The sequence below is a fragment of the Paenisporosarcina quisquiliarum genome (assembly GCF_027563315.1).
Lineage (GTDB): Bacteria > Bacillota > Bacilli > Bacillales_A > Planococcaceae > Paenisporosarcina > Paenisporosarcina quisquiliarum.
The window spans coordinates 276,127-294,232 of sequence record NZ_JAMKBJ010000002.1 but is presented as its reverse complement, the minus strand read 5'-3'; the positions used below and the strand labels follow the sequence as shown (position 1 = coordinate 294,232).

The following is an 18,106-nucleotide window of genomic DNA, read 5'->3' as shown; positions in this document are numbered from 1 at the left end:
GTTGGAATGGAAAGAAATATTAATCAGATATGGTGAATTATCTACAAAGGGAAGAAATAGAAGTTCGTTTACGGGAAGACTACGTGATAATGTCCGTTACGCATTTGCTGATTTGCCAAAAATTCAAATTGTGACAGAACGCGATCGTATGTTTATTCGAGCTAATGAACAGGAAACCATGAATCAAATCATCGAGCGACTACCGCGCATTTTTGGCATCCAGTCTTTCAGTCCTGTTGCATCTTGCAGCCATGATCTGGAAGATATCAAACAAACAGCCATAAAAATTGTGGAATCAATCGACCGCACAAATAAAACGTTTAAAGTAACCGTAAAACGTTCTTACAAACCGTTTGAAATGGAAACAAATGAACTGCAACAGTTTGTTGGTTCCAATGTGCTGCGTACATTCCCTGAAATTCAGGTTCAAATGAAGAAACCAGATATCGAACTGCGTGTAGAAGTACGAAGAGATGCAGTTTATATGATGGCGGAAGTCATTCCAGGTGCAGGTGGATTGCCGATTGGATCTAATGGAAAATCCATACTGATGCTTTCTGGTGGTATTGATAGTCCAGTTGCTGGTTACCAAATGTTAAAACGTGGAGTTCGCCTGGATGCTATTCATTTTCATAGCCCTCCGTTTACAAGTGAACAGTCTAAGGAAAAAGTAATGGAATTAGCTGATAAACTAAGTCGTTTTGGTGCGTCAGTAAAACTGCATATCATTCCGTTTACTGCGATTCAGCAAGAAATTCAAAAACAAATCCCAGACAATGTTTCAATGACAACGACTAGGAGAATGATGTTAAAGATTACGGATTTAGTGCGTGAAGAAACGAATGCTTTAGCAATTATTACAGGTGAAAGCCTTGGACAAGTGGCAAGTCAGACACTTGAGAGCTTAACGGCAATCAATGCAGTGACGAACACACCTGTATTACGTCCACTTATTTCATATGACAAGCAAGATATTATTGAAATTGCTCAACAAATCGATACGTACGATGTTTCAATCAGACCGTATGAAGATTGTTGTACAATTTTCACTCCTGCCAGCCCAAAAACAAAACCAAAGCTTGAAAAAGTGGAGTATTATGAAAGCTTTAAAACATTTGATGAAATGATTGCAGAAGCGGTAAGTGAACGTGAAATCATCATGTTCCCTAAAAAGAAACAAGATAAATTCTCCGACCTTCTCTAAAAAGCCATAAAGACCATAGAAATTTAAACGATGTGTTCGGCTGTTATTGAACAATGATAATACCCATAAATTACTACTTCTTGTGAATGCATGAATTCGTCCATCCGGCACATTCTATATTCAACAAGGAGGTGACACAGACATGGCAAATCAAAGTTCAAATCAACTAGTCGTTCCAGGTGTAAAACAAGCTTTAGACCAAATGAAATATGAAATTGCACAAGAGTTCGGTGTACAGCTTGGACCAGATGCTACAGCGCGTGCTAACGGTTCCGTTGGCGGAGAAATTACTAAGCGTTTAGTGCAAATGGCAGAGCAACAATTAAACGGCGGTTACAAAAAATAATTAAAGTTTCGAACCGGTAGCGAAAGCTGCCGGTTTTTTGTTGTTTTAAAAGGATAGGTCATGCTCAGTCTGAGTTTCTGGCTGTGACGTCTGAAAAATTGCTGGTGACGTCTGAAAAATGATGCTTCACGTCTGAGAAAAGAGCAGCGACGTCTGAAAACAACACTCCCAAGACATAAAGGTGATAAGTAAATAATAAATTAACTGATTATAATGTTCTTTTTGAAAAATCAGTATTATATAGCTATAATGAAGAAGGATGGATCACTCAACAAGGGGGAACTAAAGTGAATCGTGAAAACTTATTGGCACCTTCAAGTTATAACTTGGTACAGGAATTTGAAAAATATGCAACGGATGAAAATCGTTTAGCCTTGATATGGAAAAGTGAGACTGGCGAAACGAAAGAAATTACATACAAAGAATTGATGCAACTGGCAAATCAAGCTGCCAATGTCTTTACGAATAGTGGGTTGACGCAAGGTGATGTCGTTTTGGTCATGGTACCAAGATTAATTGAAGCGTATGTAACTTATATAGGTGCTTTAAAAGCTGGACTGGTTGTTATCCCAAGTTCCGAAATGCTGAGAGCAAAAGATATTGATTACCGTTTAGTACATAGCGAAGCAAAAGCGATTGTGGCATACGAGCCTTTCATCAGCCAATTTGAACAAGTAGAAAATTTAAATGGACTGACTCAATTTGTCATTGGAGAAGGAACCGGAAACTGGGTATCTTTGACGGAAGAACTTCAAAAAGCTTCTTCTGAATTTAAGGGAGCTGCCACTAAAAACTCAGATATGGCATTTTTGTCATACACAAGTGGGACGACAGGGAATCCTAAAGGTGTTGTGCATACTCACGGTTGGGCATTTGCACATTTACGTACATCTGCTGAAAATTGGCTGGGAATTCACGAAGGCGATGTTGTTTGGGCAACAGCAAGTCCAGGGTGGCAAAAGTGGATCTGGAGTCCTTTTGTCGCAACTCTCGGCAGTGGTGCAACTGGATTTGTTTATCATGGAAAATTTGAACCGAAAACGTATTTAACTTTACTTGAGGAATATCAAGTAAATGTTCTCTGCTGTACACCAACCGAATACAGAATTATGGCGAAAGTGGAGGGATTATCTGCGTATAATCTATCTTCACTGCATAGTGCAGTGTCTGCCGGCGAACCGTTAAATCGTGAAGTCATTGATACATTCAATCGGGAATTCGGTTTAGAAGTGCGGGACGGCTATGGACAGACGGAAAACACATTATTGGTTGGAACAATGAAAGGCATGGAAGCGCGTCCAGGGTCAATGGGGAAACCAACACCTGGTAACCAAGTTGACATCATTAATGAATTTGGAGAGGTTTGTGCACCTGGAGAAGTCGGGGATATTGCAGTTCATGTCGATACACCAGCATTATTTAAATCTTATTTAAAAGATCCTGAGCGCACAAAAATGCAATTCAGGGGAACTTATTATATTACAGGAGACAAGGCTTCTAAGGATGAGGACGGGTACTTCTGGTTTGAAGGTCGTGGAGATGATATTATCATCAGTTCGGGATACACGATTGGACCGTTTGAAGTGGAAGACGCTTTAGTTAAGCATCCGATGGTTAAAGAATGTGCTGTTGTGGGAAGTCCAGATGAAATTCGTGGTCATATCGTCAAAGCATATGTCGTATTGGTAGATTCAGAACAGGCATCGTCAGAGCTGGTAAAAGATTTGCAGGACCATGTAAAAACATTAACTGCGCCGTATAAGTATCCTCGTGATATAACATTTATCGAAGAGTTGCCTAAAACTGCTTCTGGTAAAATACGACGTATAGAACTAAGAAATCAAGAACTATCTAAATAAGTACTTCAAAAACTATTCTTATAGCCTTTGTGTAAAAGGTTTATAAGAATAGTTTTTTGTCGTTTACTTTCCCTCAAAAGGATTCTATAATGAGATATATTTCGAGAGTCAAACTAATGAGGTGAAGCGATGTTAGACAAAGAACGTCAAGGTGTCATCTGGGCGATCGGCGCGTATCTTGTTTGGGGAGTTCTTCCAATCTATTGGAAGTGGCTGAACCATGTGCCGAGTGATGAAATCTTAACAAGCCGTGTCCTTTGGGCATTTATATTTACATTGTTATTCGTTGCAATGATGAGAAACAGCAGACTGCTGATTGAAGATTTAAAAACATTGTGGCTGAATCAGAAAGCATTTTGGAGCCTGTTTCTTGCGTCGGTATTAATCTCAGGAAACTGGTTTTTATATATTTGGGCCGTTAACAGTAACCATCTTGTAGAAACGAGTTTAGGTTACTATATTAATCCATTGATTTCTGTTTTACTGGGGATCATTTTCTTGAAGGAACGTTTGACGACAGCGCAAAAACTTGCCTTTGTCATTGCTTCCATTGGTGTACTAATCCTGACCATATCCTATGGGCGTTTCCCATGGCTTGCTTTTGCTCTGGCTATCAGTTTCGCCATTTACGGATTGATGAAAAAAACAATCCCGTTAGATGCTGTTCGCGGGCTGACAATCGAAACTATGTTTATAGTGCCATTCGCGTTTATTTATTACCTTTATTTATTTTTTACTGACCAGGCTGTCCTTTTTCATGATTCATTCCAAACGGATTTGTTGTTGATTCTGACAGGTGCCGCTACTGCAGTACCATTAGTTCTATTCGCAAAAGGAGCTCAACAAATTCCTTTATACATGATCGGATTTTTACAATACATTGCACCGACTTGTATGTTGTTTCTTGGAGTCATTATTTATGGAGAAACGTTCAATGCCATTGATTTACTGTCATTTTCCCTGATCTGGCTTGCGCTGATTCTCTTTACAGTTTCGAAGGTAATGGAAGCACGAGCGAGAAAAATTAAATTGGCTAAAATATAAAACAGACGAGATGGGGAATCTCGTCTGTTTTTTCTTGGCATCAATTTTTGTTATGTCCAGTTATATGAGGTTTCTGTCCACTCGTCATGAGTTTTTGATCAGTCAGGGTGAGTTTCCGTCTAGTCGCGCCAATTTCCGTCCACTCACATTTTTATTGCATTTTTAAAAATTAAAGATACGTGCGTTTCACTTTTTCCCAGAATGAATTGTTTTTTAGCTTGACGGTCTTAACGATACGGTCACTTAATTCAATTTTAACTGATTCCACATGTTGAATACTTAATGATTCATTGTCCATCCCCATGGTAGGGTAGTCATTGCCATCTTGCTGCAAGCGTAATGTTAATTGACGTTGACCGCTTAAAATGAATGAAGAACCGAGTGTGCGGTATTTGTTACTGTTTACGGATGCAAGTTCAGAGACTTGGAAACAAGGAAGGAGAGGGTCCACGACTGCACCATTTACAGACTTATTATAAGCTGTGCTACCAGTCGGTGTTGCAATGATCATGCCGTCACCCCGGAATGTTTCGAAATGTAGTCCATCAATCTCGACATCAAGAACAAATGTCTTAATAATATTGGAACGGATACTAAATTCATTCAAGCAATAAAAAGGTGGATTGTCATCCACTATAACTTGTAAAATAGGGTAACGACGTACTTCAATTTCTGCATGTTGAACTGCCTGAATCACTGTCTCCATGTCGTGGAAATGAAAATCACAATACATACCCAGCGACCCAGTAGTAGAGATTCCTGCATACAGACAATCTTGACGGAAACCGGTTTTGCGGACGGCTTGAAGGAAAGAACCATCTCCACCTAAGCTGACAATGATATTTGCGCTATCAGCATCATCTACCGTATTGAATCCTTGTTTCGAAATCATCTCTGTCAGAATTGATTTTTTTTGTAGGGAGCTTTCATCATGTTTGGAATAAATAAAAATATGTGTACGTTCGGACAATACTGTCACGACCTTTCCGTGGATACTTGTCGTTATTTTAGCATGTTCTGAAACATTTCGACATTTTATTCGTATTACGTTAAGAGTAGAAAAAGGGGGATTATTGAATTGAATGCAAAACGTTGGATTGCTTTAGGTGCTGCTGCACTATTATTCGGCTTGTCTATCATCATTAATATTGCGTCATTTGCTTTTAGTAATGATTGGACATCTAATTTTGAAAACATGCTGGCTGTGCCAGAAAGTGAATATACTGAAAGCGTATTGGAAGCAGGCGATCTGTCTGAACGTATCGCTGTATTAACAGTGGACGGCGTGATCCAGGATACAGGCGGCGCAACTTCACTATTTGGAGCGGCCGGTTACGATCACCAGTTTTTTATGGATCAACTTGAAATGATTAAAGAAGACGATTCAATCAAAGCGGTGGTTTTGCAAGTAAACTCACCAGGTGGCGGTGTTGTCGAGTCTGCACAAATATACGATAAAATAAAAGAAGTACAAGAAGAAGTTGGCGTTCCATTTTATGTGTCGATGGGCAGCATGGCAGCATCAGGCGGCTATTATATCGCCGCACCTGCAGAGAAAATTTTCTTGAATAAAGAAACATTAACAGGTTCCATTGGGGTAATTATGGAGAGTGTAAACTACGGAAAACTCGCTGAAAAATATGGTGTTGATTTCGTAACCATCAAAACAGGACCGTATAAAGATATCATGAGCCCAACCCGTGAAATGACTGAAGATGAGCGTGCGATGTTACAGGACATGATCAACGAATCGTATGAGTCATTTGTAGATATTATTGAAGAAGGCCGTGGCATGACGGAAGCTGAAGTGAAAAAAGTGGCGGATGGACGCATTATGAATGGGCGTCAGGCGATAGAAGCCGGTCTTGCGGATGATTATGGATATTTGGAAGATGTTATTGAAGCTGTTCGTAAAGACTTTGATTTAGAGAACGCAGAAGTCATGCAATATGAATATCCTTCAGGCTTCACGAGCCTATTTTCCATGAAAGCTCAATCATTAATGGGTGGAGACATGGAAACGCAATTGGTTGGCCGTTTACTTTCGGATTATAACGCTCCTCGTATGATGTATTTATACGGTGAGAAGTGAGGAGGAACAGTAAATGACTGATCGACAAGATCTCAATGAACAAGAAACTCCTATTGAAAAAGTAGCTGCACCAGTCGCACCAAAACCAAGTTATACAGCTCACAATAATGAACAGTATGTCTTAAAACCTGCAGGGTTCTGGGTACGTTTCTGGGCATATTTATTAGATTTACTTGTCATTTCTTCTATTACATCAATTGTCATCTATCCGTTATTTCGTATTTTCGGATGGGACGTACAAGGGACAACTTGGTATGCACCGATCGGATTTGTTACCGGCTTCATTTTCTATTTATATTTTGTACTAATGACGAAGTTCTTTAAACAAACGGTCGGGAAAATGGTTTTTGGATTACGCGTCATCGGATTACAGGAGGAGTCACTTTCTATAAGCACGATTCTTTTCCGGGAGTGGATTGGCCGCTTTTTCTCGGCAACGATCTTACCGTTGTATTGGGTTATCGGCTTGACACCTAAAAAACAAGGATTGCATGACTTCATAGCTGATACAATGGTGATTCATGAACAAACGTATGAAAAGAAGATTATCACTACTTATCAGCCTGTTCCGAATCAAGTCAGTTGCATCAGCCAAAAGCATTCTAGTAAGATGTAGGAAGATGAAGGAAAGGAAGGCGTTATCATGGCACAAATTACATTTAAGCAAAACCCAGTAACATTACTTGGTAAAGAAGTAACAGTAGGTGACACGGCGCCAAATTTCACAGTTTTAGCTAATGATCTTAGCCCGGTTACATTAGAAGACTCAAAAGGCAAAACAAGATTGATCAGTGTGGTTCCATCATTGGATACAGGTACATGTGATGCACAAACTCGAAAATTCAACGAAAGTGCTGCTGAACTTGGTGAAGATGTTGTCATTTTAACCATTTCGAATGATTTGCCATTCGCTCAAAAACGTTGGTGTGCAGCTGCTGGAATCGATTCAGTACAAACACTTTCAGATCACCGCGATTTGTCATTCGGTGAAGCATACGGAGTAGCAATCAAAGAATTGAGATTGCTTGCTCGTGCCATTTTTGTAGTGGACAGCAACGACAAAGTTACTTATGTAGAGTATGTTTCTGAAGCAACAGAACATCCTGATTATGAAAAAGCAATCGCCGCTGTAAAAGCAGCACAAAAGTAAAATTCAGAAGCCCACTCGATTTTTGAGTGGGTTTCCCATTGCACAAAAAATAACCATATAATCTTGTGCTTTTGCAAGTGCAGGAAATGTTTGTTTAAAAGGAGAACTTCATGAACAGTTCGATGGAACAATTATTTACATTTATCGATAACCATGCAAAAAAAATGCAAAGCGCGGAAGACTTAACGTATATTGAGGGCGTTTTGGAAACGACAGAAATGTGGTTGGATGGCGATATTGAACCAAATATCCAAAACCTCCAAAAAGAAGATATCCGAAAATCTATTCAACTTGCTATTTTAAAAGGCATGAAAGAACATGTTCAGGCGCATCATCAGATGACCCCAGATTCACTTGGTCTGCTTGTTGGCTATTTCGTGGATCAACTGACGAAAGATAAAAAGCAATTATCCATTTTGGATCCTGCAGCAGGTACGGGAAATTTATTGTTTACCGTATTAAATTTCTTAGAGGATAAAGCAACAGCAACAGCGGTTGAAATTGATGATATGTTAATCCGACTAGCTGCTTCAACAGGTGATTTGTTGCAACAACCTGTAACTTTATATCGTCAGGATGCTTTGCAACCTTTACTGATTGACCCTGCAGATGTTGTCATCAGTGATTTGCCGGTAGGTTATTATCCAGATGATAAAACTGCTGCTGGATATGAATTGAAAGCTAAAGAAGGCATGTCTTTCGCGCATCATTTGATGATTGAACAATCCATTCGTCATACGGTTGATGGGGGACACTTGGTGTTTCTAGTTCCTCAAGGGATTTTTGAATCACCTCAAGCGAAGGATTTACACGCATACTTTGCCAACCATGCTTGGATTCAAGCGGTTGTGCAATTACCCGTGAACTTGTTTAAAAATGAAGCTCATGCGAAGAGTTTACTAGTGCTTCAAAAGAAATCACCTGAAATGAAACAACCTAAAGAAGTGTTACTTGCAAAAGTTCCTAATATGTCAAATAAGGAAGCCATGGCTTTGTTCTTTGAAAAAGTTAAAATATGGCGTCAAGAAAATACGAACTGAGAGTTGTTCGCCTCATTTTTCACCTGTACAATGACTGTATAAGTGGAAAAGGGGCGTTTTTTTATGATCAATATATTGGCAATCAATGCAGGAAGCTCATCATTAAAATTTCAATTGCTTCAGATGCCTCAAGAACATGTTGTAGCCAAAGGGTTAATCGAGCGCATCGGATTGAAAGAACCGATTTTTTCAATGACCACGAATGGAAAAAAAGTAGAATTGATCGAAAAAATTACAAACCATGAGGACGCAGTTCAATTACTTCTGCATCATCTGGTGGAACAACAGGCAGTGACATCCCTACAAGATATAAATGGAATCGGACATCGCTTAGTCCATGGTGGTGAGGAATTTAGCGATTCAGTGTTAATCGATGATGAAGCAATTTCAGCTTTCGAAAAACTATCCGATTTGGCACCACTCCATAATCCAGCCAATATCACGGGAATCATTGAATTTAAAAAAGCTTTGCCGCATGTACCGGCAGTTGCAGTGTTTGATACAGCATTTCATCAAACCATGCCTGAAAGTTCTTTTTTGTATTCGATTCCATATGACTACTACAAAAAGTATGGTATCCGGAAATATGGCTTTCACGGCACTTCACACAAATATGTAACCGGACGTGCGGCCGAATTATTAAACCGACCAGTAGAATCAATCAGACTGATCTCGTGCCATCTTGGTAACGGAGCAAGTATTGCAGCAATTGATGGAGGACGTTCAATCGATACTTCCATGGGGTTTACACCTTTAGCAGGAGTCACGATGGGGACACGTTCAGGTAATCTGGATCCGGCACTGATTCCATTCTTGATGGAAAAGACTGAAAAAACCGCAGAAGAAGTTCTGGATATCTTAAATAAGAAATCCGGAATGCTAGGGGTATCAGGATTTTCAAGTGATTTGCGCGACATTGAAGTGGAAGCGTCAAAAAACAACCCACGTGCTCAATTGGCACTTGACGTGTTCGCAAATCGGATTCATAAATATATTGGTTCATACGCAGCGCGGATGAATGGAGTAGACGCTATCATTTTCACGGCAGGTATCGGAGAAAACAGTGATATAATCCGTGCAAAAGTATTGGCAGGTCTTCAGTTTATGGGCGTTTACATGGACCCGGATCTAAATAAAATACGTGGAAAAGAAGCATTTATCAGCTTCCCACATTCCCCAGTAAAAGTAATCGTCATACCGACGAACGAAGAAGTGATGATTGCGAGGGATACGGTGAGATTGTCTGGCTTACAAGGTTTTTGATACACTAAACAGAAAAAGTCGTTACCTTTGACTTCGATGTGAAACCATAACCCGAATTTTATTTAAACTGCGCTGATATTAACCTTTCTTCATGTTCTAATCCAATGTGAAGGAAGGTTATTTTTATAGCGCCACGAAAGTTAGTTAAAATTAGCGACTTGATTGATGACTTTAAAATGAATCAGCAAATTTAAGGTCGTAAAGATAAGTGTAATGAATACCATTTGGCTATGAATTATTTTAGTAAGTTTTTACTGATATATGCACGGTTAGTTAGTACACTAATAAAGTAAAAGGTTTATTTCAGTAAAATAAGGTATATTATATTTGTTGAATAGATTCTCTTTAAAGACAAGAAAAGTAGGTGAACAAAGTGGGGAAATATCAATTGGATTCCAAAGGTCAGATGGCTGTGGCGAAGTATCATGAAAAACACAAGCCTGCCAAATTTGATAAAAAGCAGCAACTTGAAAAAATACGTGCGGAGTATTTGAAAAAAAAGCAAAAACAAACAGATAAATAATATGAATGAAAACATATTGATAAACGTTGAGGTTTGAGCGACAAATCCTAAGGATAATCGATAAATGTTCGAATCTGATTGATAAACTGCTCATATTGATTGATAAATTTTTCACAATCTCAAATCAATAATACAAAAACCCAAAGACTCCTGCAAAGAGCCTTTGGGTTTTATCGATTATTCATGTTCTTCAGTACGAACGACGAGTACGTCACACTTTGCTGCACGTACAATATGTCCAGATACGCTACCAATCAGGAACCGCTCTACAGTACTTAAGCCTGTTGCCCCGCAAATGATTAAGTCTGCTTCAACTTTAGCAGCGACTTCTCTAGCGATTAATGTTTTAGGGGAACCGTAATCCACAAACACATTTACTTTTGTCACACCAGCCGCTTCCGCTTCCTTCTTATAGTTGCCCAACAGTTCTTCCGCGAATGATTGCGCACGGTCAGCGATTGATCGGTCATATGCTTCAATGGCAGCAAATGAGCGTGTATCAATAACATTTACTAAGTTCAAAGTCGCATCATTTCGTTTCGCAACTCCAATTGATTTTTTGAAAGCCCAAGCCGCTTCTTTAGAACCATCCACTGCAACTAGGATGTGGTTGTATGAAAGTGTCATGTCAATTCCTCCTCCAAATTTGTCTCTTACATAATATAGTTCTGTATAGGACGAGGAATACCTGCTTTTTATGAAAGATTTCCATTTAGAAACGTCAATTTTGTGACATGAAATTTTTTAAGAACTAGGTAGACAATTGAACTGACGATAAAAACCAACATGCCGGGAGATAGTTCTTTAGGAATAATCAAATAAGCTATGCTCATCGTTACGAATGTAATAATGGCTGCTAAATTTATTTTGTATGAGCCACTGACGACCTGCAGCAAATCTTCCTCTGATATTGTGCCTCTTTTAAACCATAAATAATCGATGACAATAATGGCTGATAAAGGGACGATTCCCGCTCCTAAAAGTGAAATAATAGCTGCAGCTTCTGCAGAAAGACGAGGGAAGCAACTCAGAAAAACGCCGGTACCTCCAAATAATAATGCACTTTTAATTCTCCCGAGCGAAGGCCATGTGTTAAGAAGACTGAACCCCCCGGTATACGCATTGCCGATGTTGATGGATATCATGGCGAGCAGACCGCTAAAAGTGATGAAAAGTCCTACATAGAAACTCGGTGCCTGATCACTAAGTGTAACGAATGGATTCGTGGAGTGGAAATATGCAGCCACCAATGTTCCGATCAGTGCAGTCATGAAATAACCTGCAGTGTTTCCAACAAACATACCGACAAACCCCTGGCGAGCAGTTTTAGCATAGCGTGTCATATCGCTTGAAGCGCTGACACCTGAAACAAATTGCACAAAAGCCAGACTCATATAAAAGAAAAATACGCCCCAATGCATTGATGAATTTGATGTACTAATAGCATTTACGGCTGACATTTCTTTAAAAATAACAAAGAGCATAAGGCCTTGCCCAATTATCAATAAAGGAAGAAACAATCTAGTGACTTTTTTCACAGCATCGTATCCAACAAGGGCTAGATAAGCCATCAAGCTCGCAGTCAAACTGGCCAGTACGGCGAAAGGTATATGGATATCCACAAAGATCGATATCACAGCTTGTAAAATAAAAGTGCCCCCGATGGTTTGCACACTGAACCAATATAATGAAGTGAGGACACGTATAGGAGAAGCGATTTTTGTAGCTAGCCAAGATCCAACAAACGTACGCAATATGTATTGCCCTGGCAGGCCATATAGAGCGCCTGGGATAGACAAAGCTGAAACACAAAGAAATGCGAGGAGAGCACCGATCCATACTGCGAGAAACGCGGCCAACCATGGAAGATTTCCTTGTGTAACAGCCAGCGCAGGAACAAGAAAGTTTCCTGCATTGACGGAAAAAGCAAAAGTGATGATTGCGTACTCTTTCCAAGTCGATATTTTGAGGGAAGAGGGGACTGCTTCAAGTCCATATTGTTCGAAATTGCCTGTATTCGTTCGTGCCATATGTATTTACACCATCTTCCAATTATCAGATTAATCTAATATTATGATTACAAAATATTTTTAAAGCCAATTTCCATTATATCTGATAGAATGGATTTGCTTTCAACAATTTTATAAATGTCGGTTCATTTCGACTTATTTACATTACTCATTTTCTATAAATGACACAGGAGGGTTTTTCAATGAGAATTGGAGTGCCAACAGAAATAAAAAATAATGAAAACCGTGTAGCTATGACGCCAGCTGGTGTTGTTAACTTATCTGTTTTCGGTCATGAAGTATTTATTGAAGCTGGAGCTGGACTTGGTTCAGGTTTCACAGACGAAGCATATGCAGATGCAGGAGCAACTATTGTTGCTACGGCAGCAGAAGCATGGTCTCAAGAAATGGTCATGAAAGTTAAAGAACCGATTGCTTCTGAATACGGTTACTTCCGTGAAGGGTTAATCTTGTTCACGTACTTACATTTAGCACCTGAACCAGAATTGACTCAAGCTTTGGTTGATAATAAAGTAGTTGGGATTGCATACGAAACAGTTCAACTTCCAAACAACTCATTGCCATTGTTAACACCGATGAGTGAAGTAGCTGGTCGCATGTCTACTCAAATTGGTGCTCAATTCTTGGAGAAAATCCATGGTGGTATGGGGATTTTACTTGGAGGAGTACCTGGGGTTTCTCGTGGTAAAGTAACAATCATCGGTGGCGGTATTGCAGGAACAAACGCTGCTCGTGTTGCAATCGGTATGGGGGCAGATGTAACGATCATCGATTTAAGTCCAGATCGTCTTCGCCAATTAGAAGATTTATTCGGGCGTGATGTACAGACATTAATCTCAAATCCATTCAACATTGCTGAATCAGTAAAAGATTCTGATCTTGTAATTGGGGCAGTATTAATTCCAGGAGCTAAGGCGCCGAAACTTGTAACGGAAGAAATGATCAAATCAATGAAACCAGGTTCTGTTGTTGTCGACATCGCAATTGACCAAGGTGGAATTTTTGAAAGTTCTGACCGTATTACTACACATGACCAACCAACTTATGAAAAACATGGTGTTGTTCATTACGCAGTTGCGAATATGCCAGGTGCAGTTCCACGTACATCGACAATGGCTTTAACGAACGTAACAGTTCCTTATGCTGTTCAAATTGCGAACAAAGGCTATGCGCAAGCAAGTTTAGACAACAGTGCACTTCTAAAAGGTATCAACACTCTTGAAGGACATGTTACTTATCAAGCAGTTGCTGATGCACAAGGACTTCCATACGTTGCAGTTGAACAACTTTTAAATAAATAATTAAGTTAAGAATAAGACCCTTTCCACTGCTAAAGTGGAACGGGTCTTATTCTGTAGACAAGCAATTCATAAATATACCTGTATACTTATGAATCTTTAAATAAGGTGAACCGTATAAGTATTTATCATTATCGGGGGTGATTTATTGTTATTCATTATTATAGTTTTATTGATTCCTGTATATGGGTATTGCATTTGGAGTCTGTATAAACCGGTAGAAAGTTTTTTATTTTTGGATCGTTGGAGATACAAAGAAACTCCTGAATTATCAGAGATACAAATTAAGTTGATTAGAATCGGGAGTGTAGTTGCTATGATAATTATGACAATATCTTTAATTGCCCTTGCTATTGTGTCATTTACACCTACACCGCCTTTACCAAATATAAATGTTTAAGAAGGTTCCTTAGTGAGCTTTAATTGAACCCAAAATGTTAGACAGGTAATTTACGCTACTAATGGGAAAGACCTGTATCGCTTATATCGCGATACAGGTCTTTTAAAATTCGTTTTTATCAGTATTAAGCGGTCGGAATGATAACCAATTCTTTCGGGTACTTCGTTAGGACTTCGACACCGTCTTTTGTAACAACAACATCATCTTCTATACGAACGCCCGTAATATTCGGATCATAGATCCCAGGTTCGATTGTGAAGACCATGCCTTCGATCAATTCCATCTCATTATTTCCTGTTACTGAAGGGAATTCATGGACAGAAATTCCGAGACCATGTCCTAGGCGATGGGTGAAGTATTCACCATAACCCGCTTCCGTAATCACATCTCGTGCAATCTTATCCAAATCCATCGCACGTACACCTGGTTTTACAGCGTCGACGGCATCTTGCTCTGCTTTTCGTACGGTTTCATATACTTCTTTTTGAGCTTCAGTAGGCTCGCCAAACGAAACAGTACGCGTAATATCCGAGCAGTATCCTTTGTAGATAACGCCTAAATCGAATAAGACGAAATCACCTTTTTGGATTTTTCGGTCGCCGGGCTTCCCATGAGGAGATGCCGTTTTAGGACCGCTCAATACCATCGTATCAAATGACATATGGGAAATTCCTTTTTTCTTTAAAGCAAGTTCGATTGCTGTCAGTATTTCAAGCTCGGTCTTACCTTCAGCGATTTCACTGACACCTACTTCGATTGCATAATCGGCATAAGCAGCCGCTTGTCGAAGAATCTCAAGTTCCTGTTCGTCTTTCACTACACGCATCGCATTTAATTGGTCGTCTAAACGATCGAATGTAGCTTGTGGGAACAACTCTTGAAGGGCTTCTAAACGTTCAACTGTCATATGGGACTTTTCAATTGCAAGTCGAGAAATAGTCGATTTCTTTTCAATCGCTTCTTTTAATAACTGCCATGGATTGTCCGTATCCTGATGTCCTACAACATCAAAAGACCAGCCGGCAGCTTGCGCATCTGGAACTTCCATTTTCGGACAAATCATCAATGGTTCAGCATCCTGGAATACTACTACGCCCAATAATCGTTCATGGGGATTGCTGCGGAAACCGGATACGTAAAAAACATTGTCAGGTGTCGTGATAAACGCAGCGTCTATTTTATGTTGTTTTAAATACGAAGAGATTTGATTGATTTTGCTCATATAAGCACTCCTTTATAACTTTCTCCCTCTAAGCATATCAAAAAACAGGAGATACGACATTTATATCGTATACTTATCAAATAACAAATAAAGGAGGTTCAAGAATATGTATGTATCTTTTCACGGGCATTCAGTTGTCAAAATCAAAACGGGTGATTATACGATATTGATTGACCCGTTTATTACAGGGAACGACTTGACTGATCTAGTTGCAGAAAACGAAAAGCCGGATGTCATATTATTAACGCACGGACATAACGATCATGTAGGGGACACGATTGCCCTCGCAAAAGCGAATGACACCCTAGTCGTTGCACCTTTTGAGCTTGCAGAGTATTTGTCATGGCAAGGTGTAAAAACGCATGGAATGCATATTGGTGGAGCAAATCAATTCGATTTTGGAAAAGTGAAATTCACGCAGGCTTTCCACGGCTCTTCTTATGTAACGGAAAAGAATGAAATAATTTATACTGGAATGCCAGCAGGAATTCTGTTTATGGCTGAAGGGAAAACCATTTACCATGCAGGTGATACTGCATTATTTGGAGATATGAAGTTAATCGGTGAAAGACACCCGATTGATTTGGCATTTTTACCAATCGGTGATAACTTCACAATGGGTATTGAGGATGCTGCCTATGCGGTTGAGTTATTGAAACCAAAAGCCGTCGTTCCGATACATTACAATACGTTTCCTCCAATTAAACAAAATCCTCAGGACTTCAAAGCAGCAGTTGAAGGGGTAACGGTTCATGTCCTTAACGCTGGCGATGGAGTGGAATTGTAATGAACAAGGCACGGAAGTCACTGACTTTCCGTGTTTTTTATTTAATTAAAAGAGTGGCTTTGTGATACACTAATTACAGAACGATTGTTTGGGGAATAGGTGAATACATGGCTACTAAACACGAACAAATATTACAATATATTGAGTCTTTACCCGTTGGAGACAAAATCTCCGTTCGTCGGATAGCGAAAGAACTGCAAGTGAGTGAAGGCACGGCGTACAGGGCAATCAAAGAGGCTGAAACTCAGCGTTATGTTAGTACGATTGAACGGGTTGGAACGATTCGTATTGAAAAGAAAAAGAAAGAAAATATCGAACGACTGACTTTTGCAGAAGTTGTAAACATTGTGGATGGCCAAGTATTGGGTGGCAAAAGTGGATTACATAAAACGCTAACCAAGTTTGTAATTGGGGCAATGCAATTAGAAGACATGATGCGTTACACCGATGCAGGGAGTTTGTTGATCGTCGGAAATCGGGCGAAGGCACATTTTACTGCATTGAAAGCTGGAGCGGCCGTCTTGATTACCGGTGGGTTTGAAGCATCGGAGTCTTTGAAAAAAGTGGCGGATGAATTAGAGTTGCCGATTATCTCGACAAGTTATGACACATTTACAGTGGCCACAATGATTAATCGTGCCATCTATGATCAATTAATCAAGAAAGAAATTTTATTCATTGAAGATATTTATATCCCTTACCAGGAAACCGATTTCTTGCGTGTAAGTGATGATGTGAAGTCGTATCATGACAAAAATGCGCAAACAAATCATGGTGGTTTTCCGGTAGTAGATGCTAATCAAAAAATAGTCGGAATCGTTACTGCGAGGGATGTAATCGGGAAAAATCATGGTGAATCAATCGAGAAAGTCATGACCAAAAATCCAATTACAGTCTCGATGAAAACAAGTGTGGCCACTGCTGGACATCGGATGATTTGGGAAGGTATCGATTTGATGCCTGTAGTCAATGACGCTGGTATTCTTGAAGGCGTCATCAGTCGCCAGGATGTATTGAAAGCCTTGCAACTGGCACAAAGGCAACCGCAACATGGCGAAACAATCGATGATATTGTGAAAAATCAAATGAAAGTTTTGCAAGATGATGAACTCGCTGTCGAGTTTACGGTAACCCCTCAAATGACAAACCAATTTGGGGCGATATCTTATGGGGCCTTTACTACGTTGTTGGCTGAAGCGGGTAATTACGCCATGAAAAATAGAAAACGCGGAGATAGTGTCGCTGAAAATATGACGATCTATTTCATTAAACCTGTCCAGATGGATAGTGTATTGACCGTACGTCCCCGCATACTAGATATGAGCCGGAAGTTTGTAAAGATGGAGTTTGACGTCTTCCATGGTACTCTTCTAGTCGGGAAAGCGATGATGATGTTCCAGTTGTTGGAGAGATAAGATTATCCCATAAAAAAAGTGATGCTAGTAAGCATCACTTTTTGTTCAGATTGTATTCTTCTTCAACAAATTGACCGTAGTGTTTGGCAACGCGGTAATAATTAATCATGGTAAACAATCCAATAACGATAAACAGTCCGGAAATCACATACGTTAAGGTAGTCGGGAATAAAAATAATTGGTTGAGTCCGAAGAAAAACAACAAACTGCCAAGTGCTATTAAAGCACGATTCGCATACCATTTCTTGGCAATCGGTAACTCACTGCGAAATTGCTTCGTTTTAAAATAGAAATAAAACGCAAAAGAAACAACAATCAGAAATATAAATACAGCATTTATCATCGTAAACCTCCTGTTAATAAATGAAACTGTCATTATTGTATCGACATTTTTACAGAATTGCGAATGGTATACACGAAAGGTCGGAGGGAA

General features: G+C 39.6%; 19 protein-coding genes. 14 read left to right on the top strand and 5 right to left on the bottom strand.

Translation table 11 applies throughout. From position 1 onward, the window contains the following. Position 1: 1 nt before the first annotated feature. The 4 genes from thiI (at position 2) to rarD (ending at position 4,453) form a co-directional block, all read left to right on the top strand. Positions 2–1,204: a tRNA uracil 4-sulfurtransferase ThiI gene (thiI, locus tag M9R32_RS03670; RefSeq protein ID WP_269925485.1), complete on the top strand. Its 1,203-nt coding sequence runs from the start codon at positions 2–4 to the stop codon at positions 1,202–1,204. A gap of 142 nt (positions 1,205–1,346) precedes the next feature. Next, on the top strand, positions 1,347–1,550 hold the full coding sequence (locus tag M9R32_RS03665) for an alpha/beta-type small acid-soluble spore protein (protein WP_269925395.1): 204 nt from the start codon (positions 1,347–1,349) through the stop codon (positions 1,548–1,550). Positions 1,551–1,837: 287 nt separating this feature from the next. Then, a complete protein-coding gene (mbcS, locus tag M9R32_RS03660; RefSeq protein WP_269925394.1) occupies positions 1,838–3,409 on the top strand; it encodes an acyl-CoA synthetase MbcS in 1,572 nt (523 codons plus the stop codon). 129 nt (positions 3,410–3,538) lie between these two features. Next, positions 3,539–4,453: an EamA family transporter RarD gene (rarD, locus tag M9R32_RS03655; RefSeq protein WP_269925393.1), complete on the top strand. Its 915-nt coding sequence runs from the start codon at positions 3,539–3,541 to the stop codon at positions 4,451–4,453. 169 nt (positions 4,454–4,622) lie between these two features. Here the strand turns inward: rarD and M9R32_RS03650 are convergent, their stop codons facing one another. Then, positions 4,623–5,423, bottom strand: a complete 801-nt coding sequence (locus tag M9R32_RS03650; protein ID WP_269925392.1) for an NAD kinase — start codon at positions 5,421–5,423, stop codon at positions 4,623–4,625. Between the two features lie 108 nt (positions 5,424–5,531). Here M9R32_RS03650 and sppA point away from each other — a divergent pair, with 108 nt between their 5' ends. The 6 genes from sppA (at position 5,532) to M9R32_RS03620 (ending at position 10,521) form a co-directional block, all read left to right on the top strand. Next, entirely contained in the window at positions 5,532–6,545 is a 1,014-nt protein-coding gene (sppA, locus tag M9R32_RS03645) for a signal peptide peptidase SppA (RefSeq protein ID WP_269925391.1), read from the top strand. Between the two features lie 13 nt (positions 6,546–6,558). Further along, positions 6,559–7,161 carry an RDD family protein gene (locus M9R32_RS03640; RefSeq protein ID WP_269925390.1) on the top strand — a complete coding sequence of 201 codons (603 nt, stop codon included), beginning with the start codon at positions 6,559–6,561 and terminating at the stop codon, positions 7,159–7,161. 27 nt (positions 7,162–7,188) lie between these two features. Next, positions 7,189–7,695, top strand: a complete 507-nt coding sequence (gene tpx / locus M9R32_RS03635) for a thiol peroxidase (RefSeq protein ID WP_269925389.1) — start codon at positions 7,189–7,191, stop codon at positions 7,693–7,695. Between the two features lie 110 nt (positions 7,696–7,805). Then, positions 7,806–8,735 carry a class I SAM-dependent methyltransferase gene (locus tag M9R32_RS03630; RefSeq protein ID WP_269925388.1) on the top strand — a complete coding sequence of 310 codons (930 nt, stop codon included), beginning with the start codon at positions 7,806–7,808 and terminating at the stop codon, positions 8,733–8,735. Positions 8,736–8,798: 63 nt separating this feature from the next. Beyond that, complete coding sequence (locus tag M9R32_RS03625; RefSeq protein ID WP_269925387.1) at positions 8,799–9,998, top strand: acetate kinase; 1,200 nt, start codon at positions 8,799–8,801, stop codon at positions 9,996–9,998. 373 nt (positions 9,999–10,371) lie between these two features. Continuing rightward, on the top strand, positions 10,372–10,521 hold the full coding sequence (locus M9R32_RS03620; protein ID WP_269925386.1) for a hypothetical protein: 150 nt from the start codon (positions 10,372–10,374) through the stop codon (positions 10,519–10,521). A gap of 177 nt (positions 10,522–10,698) precedes the next feature. Here M9R32_RS03620 and M9R32_RS03615 read toward each other — a convergent pair whose 3' ends face one another. Both M9R32_RS03615 and M9R32_RS03610 read right to left on the bottom strand, forming a co-directional pair. Continuing rightward, the gene (locus tag M9R32_RS03615) at positions 10,699–11,148 is read right to left on the bottom strand and encodes a universal stress protein (protein WP_269925385.1); all 450 of its coding nucleotides are present in this window, start codon (positions 11,146–11,148) and stop codon (positions 10,699–10,701) included. A 68-nt stretch (positions 11,149–11,216) separates the two neighbouring features. Beyond that, positions 11,217–12,551: a purine-cytosine permease family protein gene (locus M9R32_RS03610; RefSeq protein ID WP_269925384.1), complete on the bottom strand. Its 1,335-nt coding sequence runs from the start codon at positions 12,549–12,551 to the stop codon at positions 11,217–11,219. Positions 12,552–12,733: 182 nt separating this feature from the next. On the opposite strand from M9R32_RS03610, the gene ald reads away from it, so the two are divergent. Both ald and M9R32_RS16130 read left to right on the top strand, forming a co-directional pair. Further along, the gene (gene ald, locus M9R32_RS03605) at positions 12,734–13,852 is read left to right on the top strand and encodes an alanine dehydrogenase (protein WP_269925383.1); all 1,119 of its coding nucleotides are present in this window, start codon (positions 12,734–12,736) and stop codon (positions 13,850–13,852) included. Between the two features lie 145 nt (positions 13,853–13,997). Further along, positions 13,998–14,249, top strand: a complete 252-nt coding sequence (locus M9R32_RS16130) for a DUF6199 family natural product biosynthesis protein (RefSeq protein ID WP_472924563.1) — start codon at positions 13,998–14,000, stop codon at positions 14,247–14,249. A 124-nt stretch (positions 14,250–14,373) separates the two neighbouring features. On the opposite strand, the gene M9R32_RS03600 is transcribed toward M9R32_RS16130, so the two are convergent. Continuing rightward, the gene (locus M9R32_RS03600; protein ID WP_269925382.1) at positions 14,374–15,471 is read right to left on the bottom strand and encodes a M24 family metallopeptidase; all 1,098 of its coding nucleotides are present in this window, start codon (positions 15,469–15,471) and stop codon (positions 14,374–14,376) included. 106 nt (positions 15,472–15,577) lie between these two features. On the opposite strand from M9R32_RS03600, the gene M9R32_RS03595 reads away from it, so the two are divergent. Continuing rightward, positions 15,578–16,258 carry a metal-dependent hydrolase gene (locus M9R32_RS03595; RefSeq protein ID WP_269925381.1) on the top strand — a complete coding sequence of 227 codons (681 nt, stop codon included), beginning with the start codon at positions 15,578–15,580 and terminating at the stop codon, positions 16,256–16,258. A gap of 107 nt (positions 16,259–16,365) precedes the next feature. Continuing rightward, positions 16,366–17,673, top strand: coding sequence for a DRTGG domain-containing protein (locus tag M9R32_RS03590; protein ID WP_269925380.1), 1,308 nt, complete (start codon positions 16,366–16,368; stop codon positions 17,671–17,673). Positions 17,674–17,707: 34 nt separating this feature from the next. Here the strand turns inward: M9R32_RS03590 and M9R32_RS03585 are convergent, their stop codons facing one another. Further along, positions 17,708–18,016 carry a YtpI family protein gene (locus M9R32_RS03585; RefSeq protein ID WP_269925379.1) on the bottom strand — a complete coding sequence of 103 codons (309 nt, stop codon included), beginning with the start codon at positions 18,014–18,016 and terminating at the stop codon, positions 17,708–17,710. Positions 18,017–18,106: the final 90 nt, after the last annotated feature.

Coding starts and splice junctions, on each gene's coding strand:
- M9R32_RS03600 (WP_269925382.1), bottom strand. CDS start 15,471: ATGAGCAAAATCAATCAAATCTCTTCGTATTTAAAACAACATAAAATA.
- M9R32_RS03640 (WP_269925390.1), top strand. CDS start 6,559: ATGACTGATCGACAAGATCTCAATGAACAAGAAACTCCTATTGAAAAA.
- M9R32_RS03615 (WP_269925385.1), bottom strand. CDS start 11,148: ATGACACTTTCATACAACCACATCCTAGTTGCAGTGGATGGTTCTAAA.
- ald (WP_269925383.1), top strand. CDS start 12,734: ATGAGAATTGGAGTGCCAACAGAAATAAAAAATAATGAAAACCGTGTA.
- M9R32_RS03625 (WP_269925387.1), top strand. CDS start 8,799: ATGATCAATATATTGGCAATCAATGCAGGAAGCTCATCATTAAAATTT.
- M9R32_RS03610 (WP_269925384.1), bottom strand. CDS start 12,551: ATGGCACGAACGAATACAGGCAATTTCGAACAATATGGACTTGAAGCA.
- M9R32_RS03590 (WP_269925380.1), top strand. CDS start 16,366: ATGGCTACTAAACACGAACAAATATTACAATATATTGAGTCTTTACCC.
- M9R32_RS03665 (WP_269925395.1), top strand. CDS start 1,347: ATGGCAAATCAAAGTTCAAATCAACTAGTCGTTCCAGGTGTAAAACAA.
- rarD (WP_269925393.1), top strand. CDS start 3,539: ATGTTAGACAAAGAACGTCAAGGTGTCATCTGGGCGATCGGCGCGTAT.
- M9R32_RS03595 (WP_269925381.1), top strand. CDS start 15,578: ATGTATGTATCTTTTCACGGGCATTCAGTTGTCAAAATCAAAACGGGT.
- M9R32_RS03630 (WP_269925388.1), top strand. CDS start 7,806: ATGAACAGTTCGATGGAACAATTATTTACATTTATCGATAACCATGCA.
- M9R32_RS03585 (WP_269925379.1), bottom strand. CDS start 18,016: ATGATAAATGCTGTATTTATATTTCTGATTGTTGTTTCTTTTGCGTTT.
- tpx (WP_269925389.1), top strand. CDS start 7,189: ATGGCACAAATTACATTTAAGCAAAACCCAGTAACATTACTTGGTAAA.